Origin of the sequence: Rathayibacter sp. VKM Ac-2928, from assembly GCF_022815545.1 — a bacterium.
GTDB classification, from domain to species: Bacteria; Actinomycetota; Actinomycetes; order Actinomycetales; family Microbacteriaceae; genus Rathayibacter; species Rathayibacter festucae.
The window spans coordinates 1,116,167-1,140,376 of record NZ_JALGRU010000001.1 but is presented as its reverse complement, the minus strand read 5'-3'; the positions used below and the strand labels follow the sequence as shown (position 1 = coordinate 1,140,376).

Below are 24,210 nucleotides of genomic sequence, written 5' to 3'. Positions count from 1 at the left end.
ACCGCGGCGACGGGGAGCTATTCCCGCAGCACCCGGACGAGCTCGTCGACGTCGGACTCGTCGTTCCAGAGGTGGAAGGCGACGCGGAGACGTCCGCCCCGGCCCGAGACGCGTAGCCCTGCGGCCTGCAGGCGCGCCAGATCGGCGCCGTCCTCGTCCGGCCAGGAGACGATCGCGCGGTGCTGCGGCGCGCGGTCGAGGCGCTCGCAGAGCTGATCGCCCAGCCCGGAGGCACGCGCCCAGACCGCGTCGAGGTCGAGCGAGCGGAACAGCTCGAGCGACGCCTCCGCCCCGACGAACGCCTGCCAGGCGGGCGAGACGTCGAAGCGCCGGGCGTTCTCGGCGAGGTGCATCGCGGGCCCGTAGCAGGAGGACCAGACGTCCTCCCCCGAGTACCAGCCGGCCTGCACCGGCAGCAGCTCGGCCGCGTACTCGGGCGAGACGGTGAGGAAGGCCACGCCGCGCGGCGAGCAGAGCCACTTGTAGGCGTGGGTGAGGGTCGCGTCGAAGCGGGAGGCGTCCACCGGCAGCACGCCCGCGGCCTGGGTCAGATCGCAGGCCGTGCGCACGCCGTGGCGGGCGGCGGCCTCGACGACCGCGTCGAGATCGGCGAGCGCCCCGCTGCTGGACTGCACGGCCGAGAAGACGACGAGGTCGTCGGCGTCCTCGACCGAATCGGCGAGCGCCTCCAGCGGCACCGAGCGCACGACGACGCCGCGGTGGGCCTGGGCGAGGAAGGGGAAGACGATGGAGGAGAAGTCGCCGTCGACGCAGAGGACGTGCGCTCCGTCCGGGAGCGAGGCGGCGAGCACGGCGGCCATCGCCGAGGTCTGCGAGCCGATCGCGACCCGGTCGACCGGCACTCCGGCGATCTGCGCGAAGGAGGCTCGTGCGCGCTCGGCGACCGCTCCGTAGCCCGCGGCTGTGCCGCAGCCGGCCGACCACTCGTCGAGGTCCGCGCGCAGGGCCTCGGCGGTCGCGCGAGGCGGCAGGCCCAGCGTGCAGGCGTTGTGGTACCCGCGGGCGCCGGGGAAGAGCGCTCGGAGGTCGGCGGGGGCCGGGGGTGCGGTGCTCACCCTCCGAGGATCCCCCTCGACGCCCGGATCGCCAACCTCGCGGCAGGACCGGGCGCGTCGTGCGTCACCGCGCGGCGAGGGCGTGGGCCTGCTCGATCAGCGCGACCACTGCTCGAGCGTCCTGCACGTCGACGGGTGACGGAGCGCCGTCGAGCAGGGCGCGGGCGACTCCCGCGAGGAAGGCGGCGTAGTTCCCACGCTCGCTCGGCACGGCCGTCGTGCCGCGCTCGTCGGCCAGCATCCCCTCCGCGCCCGGCGGGACGACGCCGAAGTCCTCGTCCAGCGGAGTGGCGCCGCCGCCGCGCAGCGCGCCCTCCTGCGGGTCGAGGCCGTCGACCGAGAACGCAGCCCGCGTCCCGAGCACCCGGAAGCGCGGGGCGGAGGCGCGGGCGATCCGGCTCATCGTCAGGTGCGAGCGCACTCCGGACTCGTGGAGCAGCGAGACGAAGGCGTCGTCCTCGCTCGCGCCGCCCGCGTGCACGACGCGGGTCTCCGCCGCGGTGACGACGGCCGGACCGAAGAGCACCAGGGCCTGGTCGACGAGGTGGCTGCCGAGGTCGAAGAGGATGCCGCCGCCCCGTGCCGGTCCGATCGCCGTCTGCCAGCGCCCGGTCTTCGGAGCGCTCCAGCGCTCGAACGTCGACTCGAAGCGGATCACGTCGCCGAGCGCGCCCTCCCCCAGCAGCCGGCGCAGCGTGAGGAAGTCGGCGTCCCAGCGGCGGTTCTGGAAGACGAACACGGGCGCGCCGCCCGCCTCGGAGGCGGCGAGGATCGCGTCGACGTCGGCCGTGCTCGGCGCGAACGGCTTGTCGATCACGACCGCGACGCCGGCGGCGAGCACCTGCTCGGCCTGCTCGCGGTGCACGGAGGGCGGCGTCGCGAGGACCACCAGGTCGGGTCGCTCGGCGAGCACCGCGTCGAGGTCGGGGACGATCCGTGCGCCGGGATGCGCGGCCGTCGCCGCCGCCCCTCGCTCGGGATCGCTCGTCGAGATCGCGACCAGGTCGAAGTCGGAGTCCGCCTCGACGAACGGCGCGTGGAAGATCCGCCCCGCGAGCCCGTAGCCGACGAGCCCGACGCGGACGGTCCTCCCGCCGGTCATGACGACGCCCCCGGCACGTCCACGGCGCCGCCGAAGCGGCGGGTGCGGCCGGCGTAGTGCTCGATCGCGCCCCAGAGGTCCTCGCGGGTGAAGTCGGGCCAGAGCCGGTCGAGGAAGACCATCTCGGCGTAGGCGCTCTGCCAGAGCAGGAAGTTGCTGGTGCGCTGCTCGCCGGAGGAGCGCACGAAGAGGTCGACGTCCGGCATGTCGGGCAGGTAGAGCGCCTTGCCGATCGTCTTCTCGGTGATGCCGGACGGCTTCAGCCTGCCCGCGGCGACCTCGGCGGCGATCCGCTGCACCGCGTCGGCGATCTCGGTGCGGCCGCCGTAGTTGACGCACATGGTGAGCGTGAGGACGTCGTTGCCCTCGGTCAGCTTCTCGGCGTACTGCAGCTCGTTGATGACCGACGCCCAGAGCCGCGGCTTCCGGCCGGCCCAGCGCACCCGGACGCCCCACTCGTTGAGCTGGTCGCGGCGGCGGTGCAGCACGTCGCGGTTGAAGCCCATCAGGAAGCGCACCTCGTCGGGCGAGCGCTTCCAGTTCTCGGTCGAGAAAGCGTAGACGCTGAGGTGCTTGACGCCGATCTGGATCGCTCCCGCGACCACGTCGAGCAGCGACGCCTCGCCGCGCTTGTGCCCCTCCACCCGGGTCAGCCCGCGGGAGTTGGCCCAGCGGCCGTTGCCGTCCATCACGATCGCGACGTGCTCGGGCACCGCCTTGCGCGGCAGCTCCGGCGGGTGCACGCCGGTCCAGTCGAGGGGGCGGAACGGGACGGCGTCCCTGTGGGTGAACGGCTTCATCGGGTGACGTGCTCCAGAGATCTCAGTCCGCGCTCGAGGTGCCACTGGGTGTAGGCGGCGACCACGCCGCTCGCTCGGGAGCGGGTCGAGGGCTCCGTCGTCTCGGCGTGCTCCCAGTCTCCCGTGAGCAGGGCGCCGAGGAGGACGACCACCTCCGGGGCGACGCGCGGGGCGCCGGGGGGCGTGCAGTCCTCGCAGACGACCCCGCCGAGCTGGACGACCACCGCGCCGTGCGGGCCGGGGGCGCCGCAGCGGGCGCAGTCCTCGAAGCTCGGCGCCCAGCCGGCGATCGAGAGCGCGCGCAGCAGGTAGGAGTCGAGCGTGAGCACCGGCTCGTGCTCGTGCTTCGAAAGCGAGCGCAGGGCGCCGACGAGCAGGAGGTACTGCTGCAGCGAGGCGTCGGCGTCGGTGAGGCGGTCGGCCGTCTCGACCATGGCGCTCGCCGCGGTGTAGCTGTCGTAGTCGGCCGCGATGATCGCGCCGTACGCGCCGAGCGACTCGGCCTGCGTGACGATGTCGAGGCTCCGGCCCTCGTAGAGCTGCAGGTCGGCGACCATGAACGGCTCGAGCCTCGAGCCGAACTTGGAGCCGGTCTTGCGCACGCCCTTGGCGACCGCGCGGATCTTGCCGTGGCTGCGCGAGAGCAGCGTCACGATGCGGTCGGCCTCGCCCAGCTTGTGGGTGCGCAGCACGACGGCTTCGTCACGGTAGGTGGGCATGCGCTCGATTATCCTCCCCACCCCTGACAACCCCGCGGTGGACCGGCACCCGCCCCCTCCCGCCCGTGGAACGATGGCTCGGTGGCCGCCTCCCTCTTCGAGATCCCCGCCTGGGCCGACCTCCTCGCCATCGCGATCGGCTGCCTGCAGGGCGCGATGTTCGCCGGCGAGTTCCGCGACCGCCGGATCGACCTGCTCGGCGTCACCATCATCGGCACGGCGACCGGCCTCGGCGGCGGTGTGCTGCGCGACCTGCTGCTGCAGACCCCGCTCGTGGCGCTGCACACCAACGCCTACCTGCTCGTCGCGGTGACGGCCTCGCTCTTCGGCATGCTGCTGCAGCACGTGCTCAACCGGGTCGACGGCACGATCACGGCGCTCGACGCGCTGACGATCGGGCTCTTCGGCGCCATCGGCACGACGAAGGCGCTCTCGCTCGGCGTGCCGGAGGTGCCCGCCGTGTTCGTCGGCACCGTCTCGGCCGTCGGCGGCTCGGTGATCCGCGACATCCTGCTGAACCGGCCGATCGCGCTGATGCACGTGGGCTCGCTCTACGCGATCGCGGCGACCGCCGGCACCGTCGTGCTGGTGGTCGCGCTGCGGTTCGGGATGGTGATCGACTACGCGGCGCCCATCGCGGTGCTGGTCACGGCCGTCATCCGGCTGCTGGCGGTGCGCTACGGCTGGAGCCTGCCGGAGCAGCGGGCGCTGAGCCGGGTGCCGCGTCTGGGCTGGCGGAAGCGCGGCTGACGGCGGGGATGCACGTCGGGACGGCTCGCGGAAGCCCGCGCCCGTGTCGGAGGTCCGACCTAGGGTGGCGGCATGACCGCTGCGGGCACCACGACCGACCGACACGACGTGCTGATCATCGGCGGGGGGAACGCGGGACTCTCGGTCGCGGGGCGCCTCCGCCGCTACGGGGTGGCGGACGTCGCGGTGATCGAGCCGCGCGAGACGCACCTCTACCAGCCGATGTTCTCCCACGTCGCCGGCGGCACCGCTCCCGCCTCGAAGGCGACCCGGCCGCAGGGCTCGGTGACGCCGAAGGGAGTCACCTGGATCCGGGACCGTGTCGAGGCCATCGATCCCGCTGCGAAGTCGGTCGTGCTCGCCTCCGGTCGGCGGGTCGGCTACGGCGACCTCGTCGTCTGCCCCGGCATCCAGAAGGACTGGTCCGCGGTGCCCGGGCTGACGGAGGCGATGGCGTCGCCGGTCGGCGTCTCGAACTACGAGTTCGAGTACGCGCGGAAAGCCTCGAGTGTCCTCCGCGGGGTCCGCTCCGGCACCGTCGTCTTCACCCAGCCCAGCGGACCCGCCACCTGCTCGGGAGCCTCGCAGAAGCCGATGTACCTCGCCTGCGACTACTGGCGCGAGACCGGCGTGCTCGCGGACGTCCACGTCGTGCTGGTCGTGCCGACACCCACGATGTTCGGCATGCCGCTGATCGACGCGGAGCTCGAGCGCAAGGTGGCGGAGTACGGGATCGACGTGCGCTTCAGCCGCGAGCTGGTCGAGGTGGACGCCGAGAAGCGGACGGTCGTCATCGCGGGCGAGGACGGCCGCCGCGCGCAGCTGGGTGTCGACCACGACGCCGGGCACGTCGGCACCGAGCAGCGGGAGACGCTCTCTTACGACGTGCTGCACGCGGTCCCGCCGCAGTCCGCTCCGGACTGGCTCGCGGGCACCGGGCTCGTGGCGGAGGGGAGCACGGGCGGATTCGTCGAGGTCGATCCGCTGACGCTGCGCCATCCGCGCCACCCCGAGGTCTGGGCACTGGGAGACGCCGCGGCGACCACGAACTCGAAGTCGGGTGGCGCGCTCCGGCAGCAGACGAAGACCCTGGCGAAGAACCTCGTCGCCGCGCGCCAGGGGAAGCCGCTCCCCCAGGTCTACAACGGCTACTCGGTCTGCCCGTTCGTCGTCTCGCGCTCGACCGTCGTCTTCGCCGAGTTCGACGACCGCTACCGCCCCAAGCCGACCATCCCCTTCTGGAAGGGCCTTGCGAGGGAGCGCCGCCTCACCTTCCTCGCCGACCGCTACCTGCTCCCCTGGGTCTACTGGAACCTCATCCTGCAGGGCCGCGCCTGACGGCACGGCTCCGCAACAGGCTGGTCGAGTAGCCGCGGCACGCGGCGTATCGAGACCCACCACCGCATGGACGGGGGTCTCGATACGCCCGCTCCGCGGGCTACTCGACCAGCATGGCCCGCCCGCTCCGCGGGCTACTCGGGCCGCGCGAGGCTCAGGCCGAGGCCGTCGCCAGCTCTCGGTCCGGGGCCTCCTCGCGGAGCGCGCGGTTGACGGCCGAGACGATCGCCTTCAGGGAGGCGGTCGAGATGTCGGCGTCGACGCCCACGCCCCAGAGGGTGCGGCCGTTCACCGAGCACTCGACGTAGGAGGCGGCCAGCGCGTCGCCGCCGGCGCTGAGAGCGTGCTCGACGTAGTCGAAGACGCGGACCTCGACGCCGTGCTGCGCCAGCACCGCCTCGAAGGCGTTGATCGGGCCGTTGCCGGTCGCGCTCGCGGTGACCGTCTCGTCGCCGACGCGCAGCACGGCGTCGAGGGCGATCGAGCCGCCCAGGTCGCTCGAGGTGCTCGTGCGGGCCAGCTCGAAGCGGCCCCACTTGTCCTCGGCGCGGTGCGCGGGCGCGGGCAGGTACTCGTCCTGGAAGATCGTCCAGATCTGCTCGCTGGTGACCTCGCCGCCCTCGGCGTCGGTCTTGGCCTGCACGACCGCGGAGAACTCGATCTGCAGGCGGCGCGGCAGGTCCAGCGCGTGGTCGGTCTTCAGCAGGTACGCGACGCCGCCCTTGCCGGACTGCGAGTTGACGCGGATGACCGCCTCGTAGGAGCGGCCGAGGTCCTTCGGGTCCACCGGCAGGTAGGGCACCGCCCAGGTCAGCTCGTCGCGGCTGACGCCGGTGCGCTCCGCCTCGGCCTCCATCGCCTCGAAGCCCTTCTTGATGGCGTCCTGGTGCGAGCCGCTGAACGCGGTGAAGACCAGGTCGCCGGCCCAGGGGCTGCGCTCGGGCACGGCCAGCTGGTTGCAGTACTCGGCCGTGCGCTTGATGCCGTCCATGTCGCTGAAGTCGATCTGCGGGTCGATGCCCTGGGTGAACAGGTTGACGCCCAGCGCGACCAGGTCGACGTTGCCGGTGCGCTCGCCGTTGCCGAAGAGGCAGCCCTCGATGCGGTCCGCGCCGGCCAGGTAGCCCAGCTCGGCCGCGGCGACCGCGGTGCCGCGGTCGTTGTGCGGGTGCAGCGAGACGATGATGTTCTCGCGCTGGGCGAGGTTGCGGCACATCCACTCGATCGAGTCGGCGTAGACGTTCGGCGTCGCCATCTCGACGGTGGCGGGCAGGTTGAGGATGACCTTGCGGTCCGGGGTCGGCTCGAAGACCTCGACCACGCGGTCGCAGATCTCGCGGGCGAAGTCGAGCTCGGTGCCGGTGTAGCTCTCGGGCGAGTACTCGTAGTACACGGCCGTGCCGGGGACGGACGCCTCCATCTCGCGGCACTTGCGAGCGCCGGCGAGGGCGATGTCGATGATGCCCTGGCGGTCCTTGCGGAAGACGACCTCGCGCTGCAGCACGCTGGTCGAGTTGTACAGGTGGACGATCGCCTGGCGGGCGCCGCGGATCGACTCGTAGGTGCGCTCGATCAGGTGGTCGCGCGCCTGGGTCAGCACCTGGATGGTGACGTCCTCCGGGATCGCGTCCTCCTCGATGAGGCTGCGGACGAAGTCGAAGTCGGTCTGGCTGGCGCTCGGGAAGCCGACCTCGATCTCCTTGTAGCCCATCCGGACCAGCAGGTCGAACATGATCCGCTTGCGCTCGGGGCTCATCGGATCGATCAGCGCCTGGTTGCCGTCGCGGAGGTCGACGGCGCACCAGCGCGGCGCCGTGGTGATGCGCTTGGCCGGCCAGGTGCGGTCGGGCAGCTCGACGACGATCTGCTCGTGGAACGGCTTGTACTTGCCGATCGGCAGCGACGACGGCTTCTGGGTGTTCTTCATGAGGGTGCTCTCCCGGCGCGCGGACGCGCCTGTCTCTCGTCTCGCGGGGATCCGGATGCGGATCGAACCACGCGGGTGGTCTGTGGTGACGATGGGTCTGATTCAGCCGACGACGGACTCCGCGACGAGGAGGGCCTGAGGATCAGATCTCGTCGCGGCGGCTAAGAAGGAGCAGACCGATGCGCACGCGACCACGGTAGCACTGCGCCCGCGGGTCGGCACCCACGAGGCACCACTGCGGCGCGGACGTCGTCCTCAGGCGACGAGACCGTTCTCGTAGGCGTAGACGACGAGCTGCACCCGGTCGCGCAGCCCGAGCTTGCCGAGCGTGCGGCTGATGTGCGTCTTGACCGTCGCCTCGCTGAGGAACTCCGCCCGGGCGATCTCGGTGTTGCTGAGGCCGCGCGCGGCGAGGTGGAAGATCTCGCGCTCGCGGTCGGTCAGCGTGCCGAACGCGGCCGGCGTCTCGCGGCCGCTCCCCGGCGCGCCGAAGTGCTCGAAGAGCTCGCGCGTCGCGGAGGCGGCGACCACGGCGGTGCCGGCGTGCACCGTGCGGACGGAGGCGAGCAGGAAGCCCGGCTCGGTGTCCTTGAGCAGGAAGCCGCTCGCCCCGGCGCGGATCGCGCGGGCGGCCGCCTCGTCCAGGTCGAAGGTGGTGAGCACCAGGATGCGCGGCGGCTCCACGCCCTTCTCCGCGGCGTCGGCGAGGATGCGGCGCGTCGACTCGATGCCGTCGACCCCCGGCATCCGGATGTCCATCAGCACCACGTCCGGGGCCAGCCGGCCGACGAGCTCCGCGCCCTCCGCGCCGTCGGACGCCTCGCCGACCACCTCGAGGTCCGGCTGGGAGCTGAGCAGCATGCGGATGCCGGCGCGGAAGAGCGCCTGGTCGTCGACGAGGACGAGGCGGATGGTGTCGGTCATGCGGGGTGGCCTCCAGAGGCGACGGGCAGGGCGGTGGACGAGGGGGCGGGCAGGCGCGCGTCGACCACGAAGTCGTCGCCCTCGGGGCCGGCGCGGAGGACTCCGCCGACGAGTGCGGCGCGCTCGCGCATGCCGACGAGGCCGTGCCCCTCCCCGGGCACGCGAGCGGCGGCCTCGGCGTCGGCGCAGCGCGCGTTGCGGACGGTGAGGACGATCTCGCCGGACTCGCGGCGGAGCGCGACGTCGAGCGGGGCGCCGGGCCGGCCGTGCCGGAGCGCGTTCGTCGTCGCCTCCTGCACGATGCGGTAGAGCGCGAGGCCGATGCCGCGCGGCACGGTCTCGAGGTCGACCTCGAGCTCGGACCGCAGCTGCGTCCCGGCTCCGGAGACGCTCTCGAGCAGCGCCGGCAGGTCGCGCGCCTCCGGCTGCGGTCCGTCGCTCTGGCTGTGCCGGAGCTGAGCGAGGAGGACGCGGACGTCGCCGAGCGCGTCGCGGGCGACCGAGGAGATGGTGAGCAGGGCGGCGTCCGTCTGTGCCGGGCTGGACGCACCGAGGTAGCGGGCGCCGTCCGCCTGCGCGATCACGACGGCGAGCGAGTGCGCCACGACGTCGTGCATGTCGCGGGCGATGCGGTTGCGCTCCTCGACCGTGTCCAGCTCGCGCTGCGCCGCCGCGCGCTCGCGCTCGGCCTCGGCGCGGAGGGTCTGCCCCTCGCGCGCTCGCCGCACCGAGCGGGACAGCAGGCCGACCGTCCAGGAGAGGCCGAGCGTGGCGAGGATCCCGCCGAACACCGCTCCCCCGGTCAGGATCGGCGAGGGGATGGACTGGACGAGCCGGAAGACGATGATCAGGTAGACGACGGCCACGATCGCGCCGAGCACCGCGGAGACGGCCCCTGCCGCGCGCACCCGGCGCCGCTCGGACGCACCGGTGCCGAAGAGCACCGCGAGGATCGCGAGGTCGGCCGGTCCCGGTGCCAGCTGCAGACCCATCTGCAGGAGCGCCCCGCCCCAGGCGATCGTGAGGGAGAGCGCCGGCGCCCGGCGGTGCAGGACCAGCGCGACCGCCAGCACTCCGCCGACGACCGGCTGGAGCGAGCCGTCGGGCGCCGCGAACGGCACGGTCGAGATCAGCAGCAGGAGGAGCGCCTGCCAGCCGGCCGCTCCGACGGCGAAGCCGTCCTGCGGACCGGCGACGCGCACCACGAGCGCATCGATCCTGTCGCCGGGACCGACCGGCCGCCGCACCCCGGCGCGCCAGACGAGGACCTTCAGGCCGGCGAGGAGGGCGGCGACGACCAGCGCGGCGACGGCGCGGAAGAGCAGGACCTGGTCGGCGCTCGCCTCCTGCGGCAGCAGCTGCTCGGTCCCGCTCAGTGCGGCGACCAGCCCGGCGACGCCCGCGAGCAGGAGGGCGCCGACGAGGGTCAGCGTCCGCGTCCAGGGCCCGAGCCGGCGCGCCGTGGACCAGAGGACGAGCAGGCCCACGAGGACACCGTCCACCGGCACGCCGAGGAGCGGGATCCCGCCGCCGGTGACCGCCCCGACGGCGACCAGGGACGGTGCGAGGGCCGGCAGGAAGGCCGCGAGGCCGAGGCCGAGCGCGATCAGCAGACCGCCGCTGAGGTGCTCCGGCGCGATCTGGCCGGCCGCGCTCAGTCCGAGGTGGAGGACCCCGAGCAGGGCTCCCGCGATCGGGAGCGTCGCCGGACGATCCAGGAGCGCACGCATGAGCCCCACGCTACGCGGCGACGTCGCCGCGGGGCGTCGTCCGGGAGAGTGACTGCCGTCCCCCTCCCGATCCGGCGCCGCGCTCACCGGCTCAGAAGCCGAGGCGGCCGAGCAGCTTCGGGTCGCGCTGCCACTCCTTGGCGACCTTCACCCGGATGGAGAGGAACACGCGCCGGCCGAGCAGCCGCTCGATCTGCTCGCGCGACACGGCGCCCACCTCGCGCAGGCGCTGACCGCCCTTGCCGATGATGATGCCCTTCTGGCTGTCGCGCTCCACGAAGACGTTCGCGTAGATGTCGATGAAGGAGCCGTCCTCGCGCTCGACCATGTCGTCGAGCGTCACGGCGAGCGAGTGCGGCAGCTCGTCGGAGACGCCCTCGAGCGCTGCCTCGCGGATGAACTCGGCGATGCGCGAGCCGGTGTCCTCGTCGGTCACGGCCTCCTCGGGGTAGAGCGCGGGCGAGACCGGCATGAGGCGCAGCAGCTCGACCGCGAGCACGTCGAGCTGCTCCTCGGTGACCGCCGAGATCGGCACGATGGTGTCCCACTCGCGCAGCTCGGAGACGGCGAGCAGCTGCTTGGCGACGGACTTCTTCGAGGAGAGGTCGACCTTCGAGACGATCGCGACCTTGCGGGCGCGCGGGAAGGCCTCGAGCTGCTCGTTGATGAACCGGTCGCCGGGGCCGATCGGCTCGTCGGCCGGGAAGAGCATTCCGATCACGTCGACGTCGCCGAGGGTCGAGGTGACGAGGGAGTTCAGCCGCTCGCCGAGCAGGGTGCGCGGGCGGTGGATACCCGGGGTGTCCACCACGATGAGCTGGCCGTCGGGCCGGTGCACGATGCCGCGGATGGCGCGGCGGGTGGTCTGCGGCTTCGAGCTGGTGATGGCGATCTTCTCGCCGACCAGCGCGTTGGTGAGCGTGGACTTGCCGACGTTCGGGCGGCCCACGAACGACACGAAGCCCGCCCGGTAGGGGGTCGTGGGAGTGCTGGGGTCGGTCATCGTGCGTCCTCGTCCTGGTGGTCTGTCTCGGCGACGATCGCGACCGGTCCGGTGCCGGTCTCGCCTGAGGGATCGTAGTCGGGATCGCGCCGCACGATGACGGTCGAGATGGTGCCGCGACGGGGATCCGCCTGCTCGGCCTCGAGGATCACCCCGTCGATCCGGGCGGTCGCGCCCCGCTCGGGCAGGCGGCCGTAGGCCTTGGTGAGCAGTCCGCCGACCGAGTCGACGTCGTCGTCCTCGAGTTCGAGGTCGAACAGCTCGCCCAGCTCGTCGACGGGCAGCCGCGCCGAGACACGGTAGACGCCCGGCTCGGTCTCCTCGAAGAGGTCGACCTCGCGGTCGTACTCGTCCGAGATGTCGCCGACGAGCTCCTCGATCAGGTCCTCGAGCGTGACCAGCCCGGCGATGCCGCCGTACTCGTCCACCACCATGGCGAGGTGGTTGGACTCGAGCTGCATCTGGCGCAGCAGCTCGTCGGCCTTCTTCGACTCCGGCACGAACAGCGCGGGGCGGGCGAGGTCGGCCGCCGAGTCGTCGTCGTCCGGGCGCTCGTAGGTGTGCCGGGCGACGTCGCGGAGGTAGAGCACGCCGAGCACGTCGTCGACGCCGTCGCCGATGACGGGCAGCCGGGAGATGCCGCGACTGAGCAGCAGGCCCATGCCGGCGCCGACCGAGGCGCCGGCCTCGATCGTCACCATGTCGGTCCGCGGCACCATCACCTCGCGCACCAGCGTGTCGTTGAACTCGAAGATCGAGTGGATGAGCTCGCGGTCGTCCTGCTCGAGGACCGACTGCTCGGTCGCCTCGTCGACCATGCTGAGCAGCTGCTCCTCCGAGGAGAAGCCGGCCGAGCGGCCGGTGCCCGGGGTGACCCGGTTGCCCAGCGCGACGAGGCCGTGCGCGACCGGGCCGAGCGCGACCCGCAGCACGTGCACGAGCGAGGCGCTGGAGCCGAGCACGGCGCGGGCGTGGGCGCGCCCGACGCTGCGCGGGCTGGAGCCGACGAGCACGAACGAGACGGCCGCCATGATCAGGATCGCGAGCAGGAGCGCCAGCCACAGGGCGTCGACCACGACGACGAGCACGGTGGTGACGAAGACCGCGGCGGTGGTCTCGGCCGCGATCCGGGTGAAGTTGACGACGTTGACGTGCGCGCTCATGTCGCCGGCGATGGCCCGCAGGGCGCGCGAGCTGCGCGAGTGGTTCGCCATCTCGAGGACGTCGCTGCGGGAGAGCACGCCGAGGGCGGCGTCGGTGGCGGCGAGCCAACCGCCGAGGGCGACGAGGCCGAGGGCCGCGATGAGGAGCTGGACGGTGAGCACGCCGGGCCTAGCGGCGTCGCTCGCTGATGTGGAACCCGACGAGGATGTCGCGCTGGATGCCGAACATCTCGCGCTCCTCCTCGGGCTCCGCGTGGTCGAAGCCGAGCAGGTGCAGCAGCCCGTGGGCCGTGAGCAGCAGCAGCTCGTCGAGCACGGAGTGGCCGGCGGCCTCGGCCTGGCTCTGCGCCACCTGCGGGCAGAGCACGATGTCGCCGAGCAGGCCGGCCGGGGTCGGCTCGTCCTCGGTGCCGGGGCGCAGCTCGTCCATCGGGAAGCTCAGCACGTCGGTGGGGCCGGGCTCGTCCATCCACTGCACGTGCAGCTGCTCCATCGCGCCCTCGTCGACCAGCACGATCGCGAGCTCGGCGTCGGGGTGCACGTGCATCGAGTCGAGCGCGTAGCCCGCGAGGCGCAGCAGGGTCGCCTCGTCCACAGGGATGCTCGACTCGTTGTTGATCTCGATGCTCACGGGGTGCGGTTTTCCTTCGATCGGGAGGGGCTCGGCGGGGCGGGAGGCGGTGGTACGGCGCTCAGGCGCGCGGGCGCTTGGGCTGCGCGTCGCCGGTCGAGCGGGTGGCCGCCCGGCGCTCGGCGCGGGCCGCGAACTCGCGGGCCTGCTCGCGCTCGAAGCTCTGCGCCTGCTTCTGCTGGTCGTACTCGGTGTACGCGTCGACGATCCGGCCGACGAGGCTGTGGCGGACCACGTCCTCGCTGGTCAGCCGGGCGAAGTGGATGTCGTCGATGTCGTCGAGCACCCGGGTCACCAGGCGGAGACCGCTCGATCCGGCGGGGAGGTCGACCTGGGTGATGTCGCCCGTGATCACCATCTTCGAGCCGAAGCCGAGGCGGGTGAGGAACATCTTCATCTGCTCCGGCGTCGTGTTCTGCGCCTCGTCGAGCACGACGAACGAGGAGTTCAGCGTGCGGCCGCGCATGTAGGCCAGCGGAGCGACCTCGATCGTGCCCGCCGCGAGCAGCTTCGGCACGATCTCCGGGTCCATCATCTCGTTCAGCGCGTCGTAGAGCGGGCGCAGGTACGGGTCGATCTTGTCGGTGAGCGAGCCGGGCAGGTAGCCCAGCCGCTCCCCCGCCTCGACCGCGGGGCGCGTGAGGATGATCCGCTCGACCTCCTTGCGCTGCAGGGACTGCACCGCCTTGGCCATCGCGAGGTAGGTCTTGCCGGTGCCGGCCGGGCCGATGCCGAAGACGATCGTGTTCTGATCGACGGCGTCGACGTACTCGCGCTGCCCCAGGGTCTTCGGGCGGATGCTCTTCCCGCGCGCCGTGAGGATGGCCTGGCCGAACGCGTCCGCGGGACGCACCGGCCCGCCGTTCTCGAGGATGCGCGCGGACTCGCGCACGCCCTCCGGGTCGAGGTCGTGGCCGCCTGCCGTCATGAGCACCAGTTCTTCCACCAGGCGCGCCGCCGCGGCGACGGGGGCGCCCTCGCCGTCGAGGGTCACCTCGTTGCCGCGCACGTGCACCCGGACGTCGGGGAATCGCGATTCGACCGCCCGGATGAGGCGGTCCTGGGGTCCGAGGAGGCGCACCATGGCGATTCCGTCGACGGCGATGACGCGATGGGTCCCGCCGGTGGTCCGGTCCGCGTCGCTCTGCGGGACCGACGGCTCCGTCGAGCCGGTTCGAGTGGGGTTCTGGTCCGCGGAGCGATCGCCCGCGTGATCAACCGGTGGCAAGGGAGCCTTCCGTCAGGTGGCCGCCCAGGACGTGGGCGTGGACGTGGAACACGGTCTGACCGGCCTCTTCGCCGGAGTTGAAGACGAGGCGGAACTGGCCGTTGCTGTGCGCGTCGGCCAGGGTCTGCGCGACGACGGCCATCTCGGCGAGGAGCTCCGGATCGCCCGCGGCGAGCTCGGCGACGTTCGCGTACTCGGGGGTCTTCGGGAAGATCAGCAGGTGGACGGGCGCCTTCGGCGCGATGTCCCGGATCGCGAGGATCCGCTCGTTCTCGAACACCACGTCGGCGGGGATCTCGCCGCGGACGATGCGCGTGAAGACAGTGGGCTCGGTCATGCATCCATCTTAAACGGGGCGAGGGCGACGACGGGGGCGCGTTCGCCCAGGGCGCGCGGATCCGCGGGGATCACCAGCGGCCGAGACGGGCCGAGAGCACGGCGATCGCGGCCGGGCCGGCGGTGGAGGTGCGCAGGACGGAGTCGCCGAGTGCGACGGTCTCGGCACCCGCGTCGGCGAGGGCGCGCAGCTCCTCCGCCGCGATGCCGCCCTCGGGTCCGACGACGAGCACGAGGTCGCGCCCGTCCGGCTCGATCGCGGTGAGCCGCTCCTCGGCCGAGGGCTCGAGCACGAGCACGCGCGCCGTCGCGGCCCGCTCCACCAGAGCACGCAGGCCGACGACCGCCGACACCTCCGGCACCCGGGCGCGGAGCGACTGCTTGCTCGCCTCGCGGACGATGCTGCGCCAGCGCTCGCGGCCCTTCTCCTCCTTGACGCCCGACCAGCGCGAGACGCTGCGGGCGGCCTGCCACGGCACGACCTCGTCCACGCCGAGCTCGGTCGCCGCCTGGATCGCCAGCTCGTCGCGGTCGCCCTTCGCGAGCGCCTGCACGAGCACGAGGCGCGGGCTCGGCGCGGGCACCTCCTCGACCGACTCGACCGCGAGGACGACACGCGACGCCTCCGCGCTCTCGACGACGGCCACGGCGACCCGGCCTCGGCCGTCGCCGACGCGGACGCTCTCGCCCGCGCGGATCCGGCTCACGGTTGCGAGGTGGCGCGCCTCCGCGCCGGAGAGCTCCAACCGGCCGCCGGCGACGAAGTCCCCGGAGTCGAGCGACTCGTCGATGTAGTGGTGCGCCACGCCGGATCCGGTCAGCCCAGGAAGCGGTCGCGGAGCTTGGAGAAGAGCCCCTGCTGGAAGTGCGTGAGGGCCGGCTTCTGCGGCTTATAGTGCTTGGCGAACTCCTGCACCAGCTCGCGCTCGCGGTGCCCCAGCTTGGTCGGGGTGACCACCTGGATGCCGACGCGGAGGTCGCCGCGGCCGTTGCCGCGCAGCTTGGTGACGCCGCGGCCCTTGATCGTGACGATCTCGGTGCTCTGCGTGCCCGGCTTGACCTCGATCTCGATGTCGCCGTCGAGCGCCGCGAGGGTCGTCGTCGAGCCGAGGATCGCGTCCGTCATCTGCACCTCGAGGGTGCAGAGCAGGTCGTCGCCGTTGCGGCTGAAGATGTCGTGGTGCTTGACCTTGATCTCGAGGTAGAGGTCGCCGCTCGGGCCGCCGGCCGGGCCGACCTCGCCGCTGCCGGGCATCTGCAGGCGCAGGCCCGTGTCGACGCCCGCGGGGACGTCGACGGGGATGGTCCGGCGCGCGCGGACGCGGCCCTGACCCTGGCAGGTGGAGCACGGAGTGGCGATGACGGTGCCGTAGCCGCGGCAGGTGCCGCAGGGGCTGGCCGTCATCACGTTGCCGAGCAGCGAGCGGACGGTGCGCTGGATCTGCCCCGAGCCGTGGCAGATGTCGCAGGTGACCGGCGAGGTGCCCGGCTGGCAGCACGAGCCCTGGCAGGTCTCGCAGAGCACGGCCGTGTCGACCTCGAGGTCGCGGTGGGTGCCGAAGATGACCTCGTCGAGCGAGACCTCGACGCGCAGCAGCGCGTCCTGGCCGCGCTCCCGACGCGATCGCGGGCCGCGCGAGGAGCCCTGCGCGCCCTGGCCGAAGAACGTCTCGAAGATGTCGCCGAAGCCGCCGAAGCCCTGCCCACCACCGCCGGGAAAGCCGTCCTGCGGGCCGCGGTCGTACTGCTGTCGCTGCTGGACGTCGCTCAGGACGTCGTAGGCGTGCGTGACGAGCTTGAACCGCTCGGACGCGTCCGCGCTCGGGTTGACGTCGGGGTGCAGCTCGCGTGCAAGCCGGCGGTACGCCTTCTTGATCTCGTCGGCGGAGGCGTCTCGGTCGACGCCGAGGACTTCGTAGTGATCGGCCACAGGGGGCTTCGTCCTTCGTTCGTGGTCGGAGCGCCGGGCGCGGCGGACCTGTCGGGAGCCGGGGTTCCGGCGAGGGTCTGGGAGCGGGTCATTCCTCGCCGAGGAGGCGGGAGAGGTAGCGGGCGACGGCGCGGACCGCCGCGATGTTGCCGGAGTAGTCCATCCTGATCGGTCCGAGGACCCCCAGGCGCGAGACCTGGCCGCCGGCCGTGTTGTAGCCGCTGGTCAGCACGGAGGTCTCCTGCAGGCCGAACGGCGCGTTCTCGCGGCCGATGCGGACCGAGATGCCGCGCGGATCGGGCGTCATCTCGGCGAAGAGGCGCAGCAGCTCGACCTGCTCCTCGATCGCCTCGAGAACGGGGTAGATGCTGCCCGAGAAGTCCTCCTCGGTGCGCACCAGGTTCGCGGCGCCCGCCATCACCAAGCGGTCCTGCCGGTTCGCGCCGACCTGCTCGAGCAGGGTCTGCACCACCGGGTCGACGACGGCGCGGCGCTCCGGGCTGAACTGCGCGGTCGCGCTCTGCAGCGTCTCCGCCGCAGCGGCGAGCCCCAGGCCGAGGACGGCGGTGTTCAGCTTCGCCCGGATCTCGCCGAGCAGCAGCTCGTCGACGTCCTCGGGCGTCTCGAGCACGCGCTGGTCGACGCGGCCGGTGTCGGTGATCAGCACGGAGAGCAACCGCCGCGGGGCGAGGGCGACCAGCTCGACGTGACGGATGCGCGCGGCCCCGAAGGACGGGTACTGCACGAGCGCGACGCTGTTGGTGAGCTGCGAGAGCAGCCGGACCGTTCGCACGAGCACCTCGTCGAGGTCGGGGCTCTGGCCGAGGAAGGTCTCGATCGCCTGCCGCTGCGCCGCGGTCAGCGGGCGCAGGTCGGTCAGCTGGTCGACGAAGAGGCGGTAGCCCTTGTCGGTGGGGACGCGGCCGGAGGAGGTGTGCGGGGCCGCGATCAGCTCCTCCTCCTCGAGCTGCGCCATCTCGTTGCGGATGGTCGCCGCGGAGACGCCGAACGCGTGGCGCTCGACGATGGACTTGGAGCCCACCGGCTCGCGGTTCGCGACGTAGTCCTGCACGATCACGCGCAGGACCTGGAGACCGCGCTCCGTCACCATACGACCGACCTCCCGCCGGACTCCGGGTGCCTCGCGGCACGACCACCTCGGCGCCGTGGCGCCGCGCGGAGCTTGGCACTCCGCGAGATTGAGTGCCAATCATAACCGCGCAGGAGGAAGGAGGGCGGGGCTCGCCCTGGATCCGTCCCGTCGCGGCTCGCTCTCTGCCACGATGGACGCCGAGCGCCCGGGGTCGCCCGGCGCGCCGATTCCTGAGACGGAGATCACCATGTCGGCCACCCCGCCCCCGCCGCCCGCCTACTCGACGCCCGCCCCGCCGCTGAACCCGGCCGACGAGAAGACCTGGGCGATCGTCACCCACATCACGGGCATCTTCTTCAGCTTCATCCCGTCGCTGATCGTCTACCTCGTCTTCAAGGGCCGCGGGCCCTTCCTCGAGGCGCACGCGAAGACGGCGCTGAACTTCCACCTCACGACCCTGATCGCCTACGTCGCGGGGACGATCCTGAGCTTCGTGCTCGTCGGCTTCATCGTCTTCATCGTCGTGCCGATCCTCGTGATCGTCTTCGCGATCATCGCCTCGGTGCGCGCCAGCGCCGGCGAGTACTACACGTACCCGCTGAGCATCCCCTTCTTCAAGTAGGCACCGAGCGGGATCTCGATACGCCCGCTCCGCGGGCTACTCGATCAGCATGAGGAGCCCACGATGCGGGCCGCTCGATCAGCATGACGCGCCTGCTCCACCTCATGCTGGTCGAGTAGCCACCGCAGGCGGAACCCCATGCTGGTCGAGTAGCCGCCGCAGGCGGCGTATCGAGACCCACGCACATCGGACAGGGGATCTCGATGCGCCCGCTCCGCGGGCTGCTCGATCAGTGGGAGCGGTCCGGCTCAGCCGTCCGTCAGGCGGCGGACGACCGCGTCGGCCAGCAGCCGGCCGTGCAGGGTCAGCACGAGGCGCCCGCGGAGGGCCGCCCGGCCGTCGACGAGGCCGTCGGCGATCAGCCCTGCGACCTCGCGGCGGCGCTCCGGGTCGATCGCGTCGATCGGCAGTCCGTCCGCCAGGCGCGAGCGCAGCAGCACGTCCTCCACCCGGCGGGTCGCCGGGTCGAGCGTCTCCCGTCCGGCGGCCGGCGACGAGCCGGAGTGCAGCCGCTCGGCGTAGGCCGCCGGGTGCTTCACGTTCCACCAGCGCACCCCGCCGACGTGGCTGTGGGCACCGGGCCCGACGCCCCACCAGTCGTGCCCCAGCCAGTAGGACAGGTTGTGCCGCGACCGGTGGGCGTCGTCGCGCGCCCAGTTGCTGACCTCGTACCAGGAGTAGCCGGCCGCAGCGAGCCGAGCGTCCGCCAGCTCGTACATGTCGGCGGTCAGGTCGTCGTCCGGAGTGGCCACCTCACCGCGGCGGATCTGCCGCGCGATCTTCGTCCCGTCCTCGACGATCAGCGCGTAGGCCGAGAGGTGGTCGGGCCGGTTGGCCAGCGCCGAATCGAGCGAGCGCTCCCAGTCGGGCAGCGACTCCCCCGGCGTGCCGTAGATCAGGTCGAGGCTGACCTGCAGCCCTGCCTCGCGCGCCCACTCGACGACGAGCGGCACGCGCTCGGGATCGTGGGTGCGCTCGAGCGTCGCGAGCACGTGCGGCACGGCCGACTGCATCCCGAAGCTGACCCGGGTGAACCCGGCGTCGGCCAGCTCGCGGAGGTAGGCGGCGTCGACAGAATCCGGGTTCGCCTCCGTGGTGATCTCGGCACCGTCGGCGACGCCGAAGTGACGCCGGAGCCCGTCGAGCATGCGCACCAGATCGCGGGCGGGCAGCAGCGTCGGAGTCCCGCCGCCGAAGAACACGGTCGCCGCAGGCCGTCGCGGCAGACCCGCGGCCGCGAGCACGCCCTCGCCGAGCGCCATCTCGACGACCGCCTCGTCGGCGTAGTCCTGCTGCTTCGCGCCGCGCAGCTCGGTCGCGGTGTAGGTGTTGAAGTCGCAGTAGCCGCAGCGCACCCGACAGAACGGGACGTGCACGTACAGCCCGAGGTCGCGGGTCTCCACGCCGTCGGCGACGGAGGCCGGCAGGAGTCCGTCGAGGGGCGCCGGGTCGGCGAGCGGGAGGGCGCTGCCCACGTCAGCTGACGCGCGCCGGCAGCAGCGCGCGCAGGTACTTCTTGACCTGCCGCTTCTGCACGACCCGGAGGACGGGGGTGCCGAGACGGTAGAGGGCGGTGGAGGGCCGCGAGAACACGCGGATGACGAGCCAGACCGAGTCGTCGGCGCGCTTCTCGACCACGAAGGACTCCTCGCCGCTCTCCGGGTGGCCCTCGAGGGTGCCGTAGGCGAAGCCGACCTGGTCGGGCTCGTCGACGACGTACACGACCCGCACGGGGGCGTTCACCGTCCGGCCGAGCAGCGTGATCTTGAGCACGGCCGTCACGCCGGCGGTGATGTAGGGCGTGCCGTCCGCCGAGAACTGCTCTTCGGTCGGGCGGCTGGCGAGGTCGATCGGGGTGCCGGCGGAGTCGAAGTTCACGCCCGTGTACTGCACGCCGCTGCCGGCGGTGATGTCGGTGACGGCGATGCCGCTGCCGCGCTGCACGCCCCACGTCATCAGCGACGCGGTCGTGATCGCGAAGCGCTCGGCGCCCGAGCCCAGGCGCGCCTCGAAGCGCTCGGCGGTGAAGCCGTCCGGCGGGTACTCGAGCAGGTCCGGCGCGAGCGTGCCGCCGACCGCCGCGTAGGTGACCTGCGGCTGCCCCTCGAAGCTCGAGCGCCGGACGCTCACTTCTTGTCCTTCGTCTCGACGTCACCACTCAGGGCGGCGATGAACGCCTCCTGCGGGACCTCGACGCGGCCGACCATCTTCATGCGCTTCTTGCCCTCCTTCTGCTTCTCGAGCAGTTTGCGCTTGCGGGTGATGTCACCGCCATAGCACTTGGCGAGGACGTCCTTCCGCATCGCGCTGATCGACTCGCGCGCGATGATGCGGGCGCCGATCGCGGCCTGGATTGGCACCTCGAACTGCTGGCGCGGGATCAGCTTGCGCAGCCGCCCCGTCATCAGGACGCCGTAGGCGTAGGCCTTGTCGCGGTGGACGATCGCGCTGAACGCGTCGACCTGCTCGCCCTGCAGCAGGATGTCGACCTTCACCAGATCTGCCTCCTGGTCGCCGGCGGGCTCGTAGTCGAGCGAGGCGTACCCGGCCGTCTTCGACTTGAGGTTGTCGAAGAAGTCGAAGACGATCTCGCCGAGGGGCATGTGGTAGCGGATCTCGACGCGGTCCTCGCCGAGGTACTCCATGCCGATCAGCGTGCCGCGGCGGCTCTGGCAGAGCTCCATGATCGTGCCGACGTAGTCCTTCGGCGCGAGGATCGCGGCCCGGACGATCGGCTCGGTGACGCTGGCGATCTTGCCGACCGGGAACTCGCTCGGGTTGGTGACCGTGACCTTGCTCTTGTCGTCGGTGGTCACCTCGTAGATGACGGACGGCGCCGTGGTGATCAGGTCGAGGCCGAACTCGCGGTCGAGCCGCTCGGTGACGATCTCGAGGTGCAGCAGGCCGAGGAAGCCGCAGCGGAAGCCGAAGCCGAGCGCGACCGAGGTCTCGGGCTCGTAGACGAGCGCCGCGTCGGAGAGCTTGAGCTTGTCCAGTGCCTCGCGGAGGTCGGGGTAGTCGCTGCCGTCGATCGGGTAGAGACCCGAGAACACCATCGGCAGCGGCTCGGTGTAGCCGGGCAGCGCCTCGGTGGCGGGCTTGGACGCGGTGGTGACGGTGTCGCCGACCTTCGACTGGCGGACGTCCTTCACGCCGGTGATCAGGTAGCCGACCTCGCCGACGCCGAGGCCCTTGGTGGAGACGGGCTCGGGGCTGGAGACGCCGATCTCGAGGATCTCGTGCGTCGCGCGCGTCGACATCATCTGGATCTTCTCGCGCGGCGAGAGCTGGCCGTCGATCATCCGGACGTAGGTGACGACGCCGCGGTAGGAGTCGTAGACGGAGTCGAAGATCATCGCGCGGGCGGGAGCGTTCTTGTCGCCGACCGGCGCGGGCACCAGCTCCGTGACGCGGTCGAGCAGCGCCTCGACGCCGACGCCGGTCTTGCCGGAGACGCGGAGGACGTCGGCCGGGTCGCCGCCGATGAGGCTCGCGAGCTCGGCCGCGTACTTCTCCGGGTCGGCGGCGGGGAGGTCGATCTTGTTGAGGACCGGGATGATCGCCAGGTCGTTCTCGAGCGCGAGGTAGAGGTTCGCGAGGGTCTGCGCCTCGATGCCCTGCGCGGCGTCGACCAGCAGGATCGCGCCCTCGCAGGCGGCGAGCGAGCGGCTGACCTCGTAGGAGAAGTCGACGTGACCGGGGGTGTCGATCATGTTCAGCGCGAAGGTCTGCCCGTCGCGCTCCCACGGCATGCGGACGGCCTGCGACTTGATCGTGATGCCGCGCTCGCGCTCGATGTCCATCCGATCGAGGTACTGCGCGCGCATGGCGCGGTCCTCGACCACGCCCGTGATGCCGAGCATGCGATCGGCGAGCGTCGACTTGCCGTGATCGATGTGGGCGATGATGCAGAAGTTGCGGATGGACGCCGGATCGGTCGCGGCGGGCTCGAGCCCGAGGTGTGCACGTGGAGACATCGTGCGTCCAGTGTCCCACGGCCGGGGTGCGGCGGAGGGCGAGGGGCCGGGACCGGCCGGATGCGGGGCAGAACGTCAGCTGTGGAGGGACCTCATCGCTGAGGGGCGATGAACGCCCTTCTCCGCTGATGTTCTGCGGGCGGTCCTCGCTAGAGGTCGAGTCCGTAGGTGCGCGTGGGCTCGATCCCGGGCGGGTTCTCGCGCTCGGGGAGCCGGACGAAGCCCATGCTCTCGTAGAGGGCGTGCGCGGCGAGCATGTCGGTGCCGCTGTTCATGACCACGCGCTGGAGTCCCCGCTCGACGGCGAGCATCACCACGAACTCGGTGAGCAGGCGGCCCAGCCCGCGACCGCGCGCCTCCGGAGCGACCGCGAGCAGCCGCCAGTCGAGCTCGCCCGGACGGCCGAGGGAGTACAGGGTGGCGCCGGGAGCCGCGGTGGTGACGGTCGCGAGGATCGCGCCGTGCTCCTCCGCGACCCAGACCTCGCCCTCGCGGTCGTGCCGGGCGACGTCGGCGACGTCCGCCGCGTACTCCTCCCCCAGCTCGTAGTCGTGGGCGTACGCGGCGAGGCGCAGTCGGGAGACCTCGGCGTACTCCTCCGGGCGCACCCGGCGGACCAGGACGTCGTCGGCGCTCATGCGCTCGCCGCCGCGATCGGGGCCGGCAGGGCGCGCAGCCCGTGCTCGAGGTCGGCGGGGTCGGCGGCGAGGCAGACGCGGATCCAGCCCTCACCGGTGCGCCCGAAGGCACTGCCCGGCGCGACGGCGACGAGGGTCTCGAGCAGGAAGGCCTCGGCCCAGGAGGCGACGTCGCCGTCGCTCGCGTGCGAGACGTCGATCCAGAGGTAGAAGGCGCCCTCCGGCTCGCGGAAGCGGATGCCGCGCTCGTCGAGCAGCGCCGTCGCGAGCCGCAGGTTGGCGAGGTAGTGCGCGGAGGCGTCGGCGACCGCGTCCTGCGGCCCGGTCAGCGCCGCGAGGGCCGCGCGCTGGTCGGGCGTCGCGACGCAGCTGATCGACGCCTCCTGGACGGTGACCATCGTCGAGGTCAGGCCGGGCGGGGTGACCAGGTAGCCGACCCGGACGCCGGTCATCGCGTAGGTCTTCGAGAGCGAGAAGACGCTGAAGACGCGGTCGTCGTCGTGGCCGGCCTCCTGCGCGAGCGCGGCGAGGCTCACGTGCGGGCGACCGTAGGTGAAGCACTCGTAGACCTCGTCGCTGATGATCCAGAGGTCGTGGCGGCGGGCGAAGTCCAGCAGGCGCTCGAGCATCGGTCGCGGCAGGACGATGCCGAGCGGGTTCGACGGGCTGTTCACGATGATCGCGCGGGTGCGGTCGGTGACGATCCGCTCGAGCTCGTCGAGGTCGGGGAGGAAGCCGTTCTCGGCGCGCAGCGTGTAGGGCACCGGAACGGCGCCGATCATCCGCGCGTTCATCGTGAAGGTGGTGTAGCCGGGGTCGGGCAGGAGCACCTCGTCGCCCGGGCCGAGCGTCAGCGTCATCGCCTGGTAGAGCGCCTGCGTGGCGCCGACCGTGACCCAGACCTGCTCGACGTCGGCGCGGAACCCGTTGTCGCGGGCGAGCTTGGCGACGATCGCGCGCCGCAGCTCCATCAGACCGCCGTTCGGGCCGTAGCCGGTGTCGTCCGCGGCCCAGGCGGCGCGGGCCGCCTCGATGATGTGCGGTGCGACGGCGACGTCGGGCTCCCCCACGGCGAGCAGCGTCACGCCGTCCAGGCGGAGGGCGATCTCGAACAGCCGGCGGATGCCCGAGGGCGGAACGGCGGGGATGTGATCGGCGAGTCGGGGCATCGCTGGTCAGGCTACTGGCGGGCTCCCGCCGCGAGATGGCACTTGCGTACGCCT

General features: G+C 72.2%; 23 protein-coding genes. 3 read left to right on the top strand and 20 right to left on the bottom strand.

Annotation, left to right across the window (positions count from 1 at the left end; all coding sequences use genetic code 11):
• Nucleotides 1-17 precede the first annotated feature (17 nt).
• From MT350_RS05325 to recO, 4 genes are all read right to left on the bottom strand, one after another.
• Nucleotides 18-1,076 carry an aminotransferase class V-fold PLP-dependent enzyme gene (locus MT350_RS05325; RefSeq protein WP_243599056.1) on the bottom strand — a complete coding sequence of 353 codons (1,059 nt, stop codon included), beginning with the start codon at nucleotides 1,074-1,076 and terminating at the stop codon, nucleotides 18-20.
• 64 nt (nucleotides 1,077-1,140) lie between these two features.
• The gene (locus MT350_RS05320; RefSeq protein WP_243599055.1) at nucleotides 1,141-2,178 is read right to left on the bottom strand and encodes a Gfo/Idh/MocA family oxidoreductase; all 1,038 of its coding nucleotides are present in this window, start codon (nucleotides 2,176-2,178) and stop codon (nucleotides 1,141-1,143) included.
• Nucleotides 2,175-2,978 (bottom strand): isoprenyl transferase, encoded by an 804-nt coding sequence (locus MT350_RS05315; RefSeq protein WP_123703114.1) that lies wholly within the window; start codon nucleotides 2,976-2,978, stop codon nucleotides 2,175-2,177. The genes MT350_RS05320 and MT350_RS05315 overlap by 4 nt, the downstream gene beginning before the upstream one ends.
• Entirely contained in the window at nucleotides 2,975-3,697 is a 723-nt protein-coding gene (gene recO / locus MT350_RS05310) for a DNA repair protein RecO (protein WP_123445629.1), read from the bottom strand. Before recO ends, MT350_RS05315 begins: the two co-directional genes overlap by 4 nt.
• An 81-nt stretch (nucleotides 3,698-3,778) precedes the next feature.
• On the opposite strand from recO, the gene MT350_RS05305 reads away from it, so the two are divergent.
• Entirely contained in the window at nucleotides 3,779-4,447 is a 669-nt protein-coding gene (locus MT350_RS05305; protein WP_243586590.1) for a trimeric intracellular cation channel family protein, read from the top strand.
• A 72-nt stretch (nucleotides 4,448-4,519) separates the two neighbouring features.
• On the top strand, nucleotides 4,520-5,785 hold the full coding sequence (locus MT350_RS05300) for an NAD(P)/FAD-dependent oxidoreductase (RefSeq protein ID WP_243615505.1): 1,266 nt from the start codon (nucleotides 4,520-4,522) through the stop codon (nucleotides 5,783-5,785).
• A gap of 154 nt (nucleotides 5,786-5,939) precedes the next feature.
• Here MT350_RS05300 and leuA read toward each other — a convergent pair whose 3' ends face one another.
• From leuA to hrcA, 11 genes are all read right to left on the bottom strand, one after another.
• A complete protein-coding gene (leuA, locus tag MT350_RS05295; RefSeq protein ID WP_127886284.1) occupies nucleotides 5,940-7,712 on the bottom strand; it encodes a 2-isopropylmalate synthase in 1,773 nt (590 codons plus the stop codon).
• 255 nt (nucleotides 7,713-7,967) lie between these two features.
• Nucleotides 7,968-8,636: a response regulator transcription factor gene (locus tag MT350_RS05290; protein ID WP_123445626.1), complete on the bottom strand. Its 669-nt coding sequence runs from the start codon at nucleotides 8,634-8,636 to the stop codon at nucleotides 7,968-7,970.
• Nucleotides 8,633-10,366: a histidine kinase gene (locus tag MT350_RS05285; RefSeq protein ID WP_243599052.1), complete on the bottom strand. Its 1,734-nt coding sequence runs from the start codon at nucleotides 10,364-10,366 to the stop codon at nucleotides 8,633-8,635. Before MT350_RS05285 ends, MT350_RS05290 begins: the two co-directional genes overlap by 4 nt.
• Nucleotides 10,367-10,457: 91 nt before the next feature.
• Nucleotides 10,458-11,369 (bottom strand): GTPase Era, encoded by a 912-nt coding sequence (era, locus tag MT350_RS05280; RefSeq protein WP_123732108.1) that lies wholly within the window; start codon nucleotides 11,367-11,369, stop codon nucleotides 10,458-10,460.
• Nucleotides 11,366-12,694: a hemolysin family protein gene (locus MT350_RS05275; protein ID WP_123445623.1), complete on the bottom strand. Its 1,329-nt coding sequence runs from the start codon at nucleotides 12,692-12,694 to the stop codon at nucleotides 11,366-11,368. The genes era and MT350_RS05275 overlap by 4 nt, the downstream gene beginning before the upstream one ends.
• A gap of 7 nt (nucleotides 12,695-12,701) precedes the next feature.
• Nucleotides 12,702-13,163: an rRNA maturation RNase YbeY gene (gene ybeY / locus MT350_RS05270; RefSeq protein WP_123445622.1), complete on the bottom strand. Its 462-nt coding sequence runs from the start codon at nucleotides 13,161-13,163 to the stop codon at nucleotides 12,702-12,704.
• A 61-nt stretch (nucleotides 13,164-13,224) separates the two neighbouring features.
• A complete protein-coding gene (locus MT350_RS05265) occupies nucleotides 13,225-14,247 on the bottom strand; it encodes a PhoH family protein (RefSeq protein ID WP_123445998.1) in 1,023 nt (340 codons plus the stop codon).
• 130 nt (nucleotides 14,248-14,377) lie between these two features.
• Nucleotides 14,378-14,728, bottom strand: a complete 351-nt coding sequence (locus MT350_RS05260) for a histidine triad nucleotide-binding protein (protein WP_123735452.1) — start codon at nucleotides 14,726-14,728, stop codon at nucleotides 14,378-14,380.
• Nucleotides 14,729-14,798: 70 nt separating this feature from the next.
• A complete protein-coding gene (locus MT350_RS05255; protein ID WP_243599051.1) occupies nucleotides 14,799-15,533 on the bottom strand; it encodes a 16S rRNA (uracil(1498)-N(3))-methyltransferase in 735 nt (244 codons plus the stop codon).
• 11 nt (nucleotides 15,534-15,544) lie between these two features.
• Complete coding sequence (gene dnaJ / locus MT350_RS05250; RefSeq protein WP_243599050.1) at nucleotides 15,545-16,657, bottom strand: molecular chaperone DnaJ; 1,113 nt, start codon at nucleotides 16,655-16,657, stop codon at nucleotides 15,545-15,547.
• Between the two features lie 88 nt (nucleotides 16,658-16,745).
• On the bottom strand, nucleotides 16,746-17,768 hold the full coding sequence (hrcA, locus tag MT350_RS05245; RefSeq protein WP_243599049.1) for a heat-inducible transcriptional repressor HrcA: 1,023 nt from the start codon (nucleotides 17,766-17,768) through the stop codon (nucleotides 16,746-16,748).
• A gap of 229 nt (nucleotides 17,769-17,997) precedes the next feature.
• On the opposite strand from hrcA, the gene MT350_RS05240 reads away from it, so the two are divergent.
• Nucleotides 17,998-18,372 (top strand): DUF4870 domain-containing protein, encoded by a 375-nt coding sequence (locus MT350_RS05240; protein ID WP_123704749.1) that lies wholly within the window; start codon nucleotides 17,998-18,000, stop codon nucleotides 18,370-18,372.
• A gap of 248 nt (nucleotides 18,373-18,620) precedes the next feature.
• Here the strand turns inward: MT350_RS05240 and hemW are convergent, their stop codons facing one another.
• The 5 genes from hemW to MT350_RS05215 all read right to left on the bottom strand — a co-directional run bounded on the left by hemW (nucleotide 18,621) and on the right by MT350_RS05215 (nucleotide 24,156).
• Complete coding sequence (gene hemW / locus MT350_RS05235; protein WP_243599048.1) at nucleotides 18,621-19,847, bottom strand: radical SAM family heme chaperone HemW; 1,227 nt, start codon at nucleotides 19,845-19,847, stop codon at nucleotides 18,621-18,623.
• A gap of 1 nt (nucleotide 19,848) precedes the next feature.
• Nucleotides 19,849-20,502: a DUF1990 family protein gene (locus MT350_RS05230; RefSeq protein ID WP_123445616.1), complete on the bottom strand. Its 654-nt coding sequence runs from the start codon at nucleotides 20,500-20,502 to the stop codon at nucleotides 19,849-19,851.
• Nucleotides 20,499-22,349, bottom strand: a complete 1,851-nt coding sequence (lepA, locus tag MT350_RS05225) for a translation elongation factor 4 (RefSeq protein ID WP_243615504.1) — start codon at nucleotides 22,347-22,349, stop codon at nucleotides 20,499-20,501. Before lepA ends, MT350_RS05230 begins: the two co-directional genes overlap by 4 nt.
• 149 nt (nucleotides 22,350-22,498) lie before the next feature.
• Entirely contained in the window at nucleotides 22,499-22,987 is a 489-nt protein-coding gene (locus MT350_RS05220; protein WP_123732102.1) for a GNAT family N-acetyltransferase, read from the bottom strand.
• On the bottom strand, nucleotides 22,984-24,156 hold the full coding sequence (locus MT350_RS05215) for a pyridoxal phosphate-dependent aminotransferase (RefSeq protein WP_243599047.1): 1,173 nt from the start codon (nucleotides 24,154-24,156) through the stop codon (nucleotides 22,984-22,986). Before MT350_RS05215 ends, MT350_RS05220 begins: the two co-directional genes overlap by 4 nt.
• Nucleotides 24,157-24,210 lie beyond the last annotated feature (54 nt).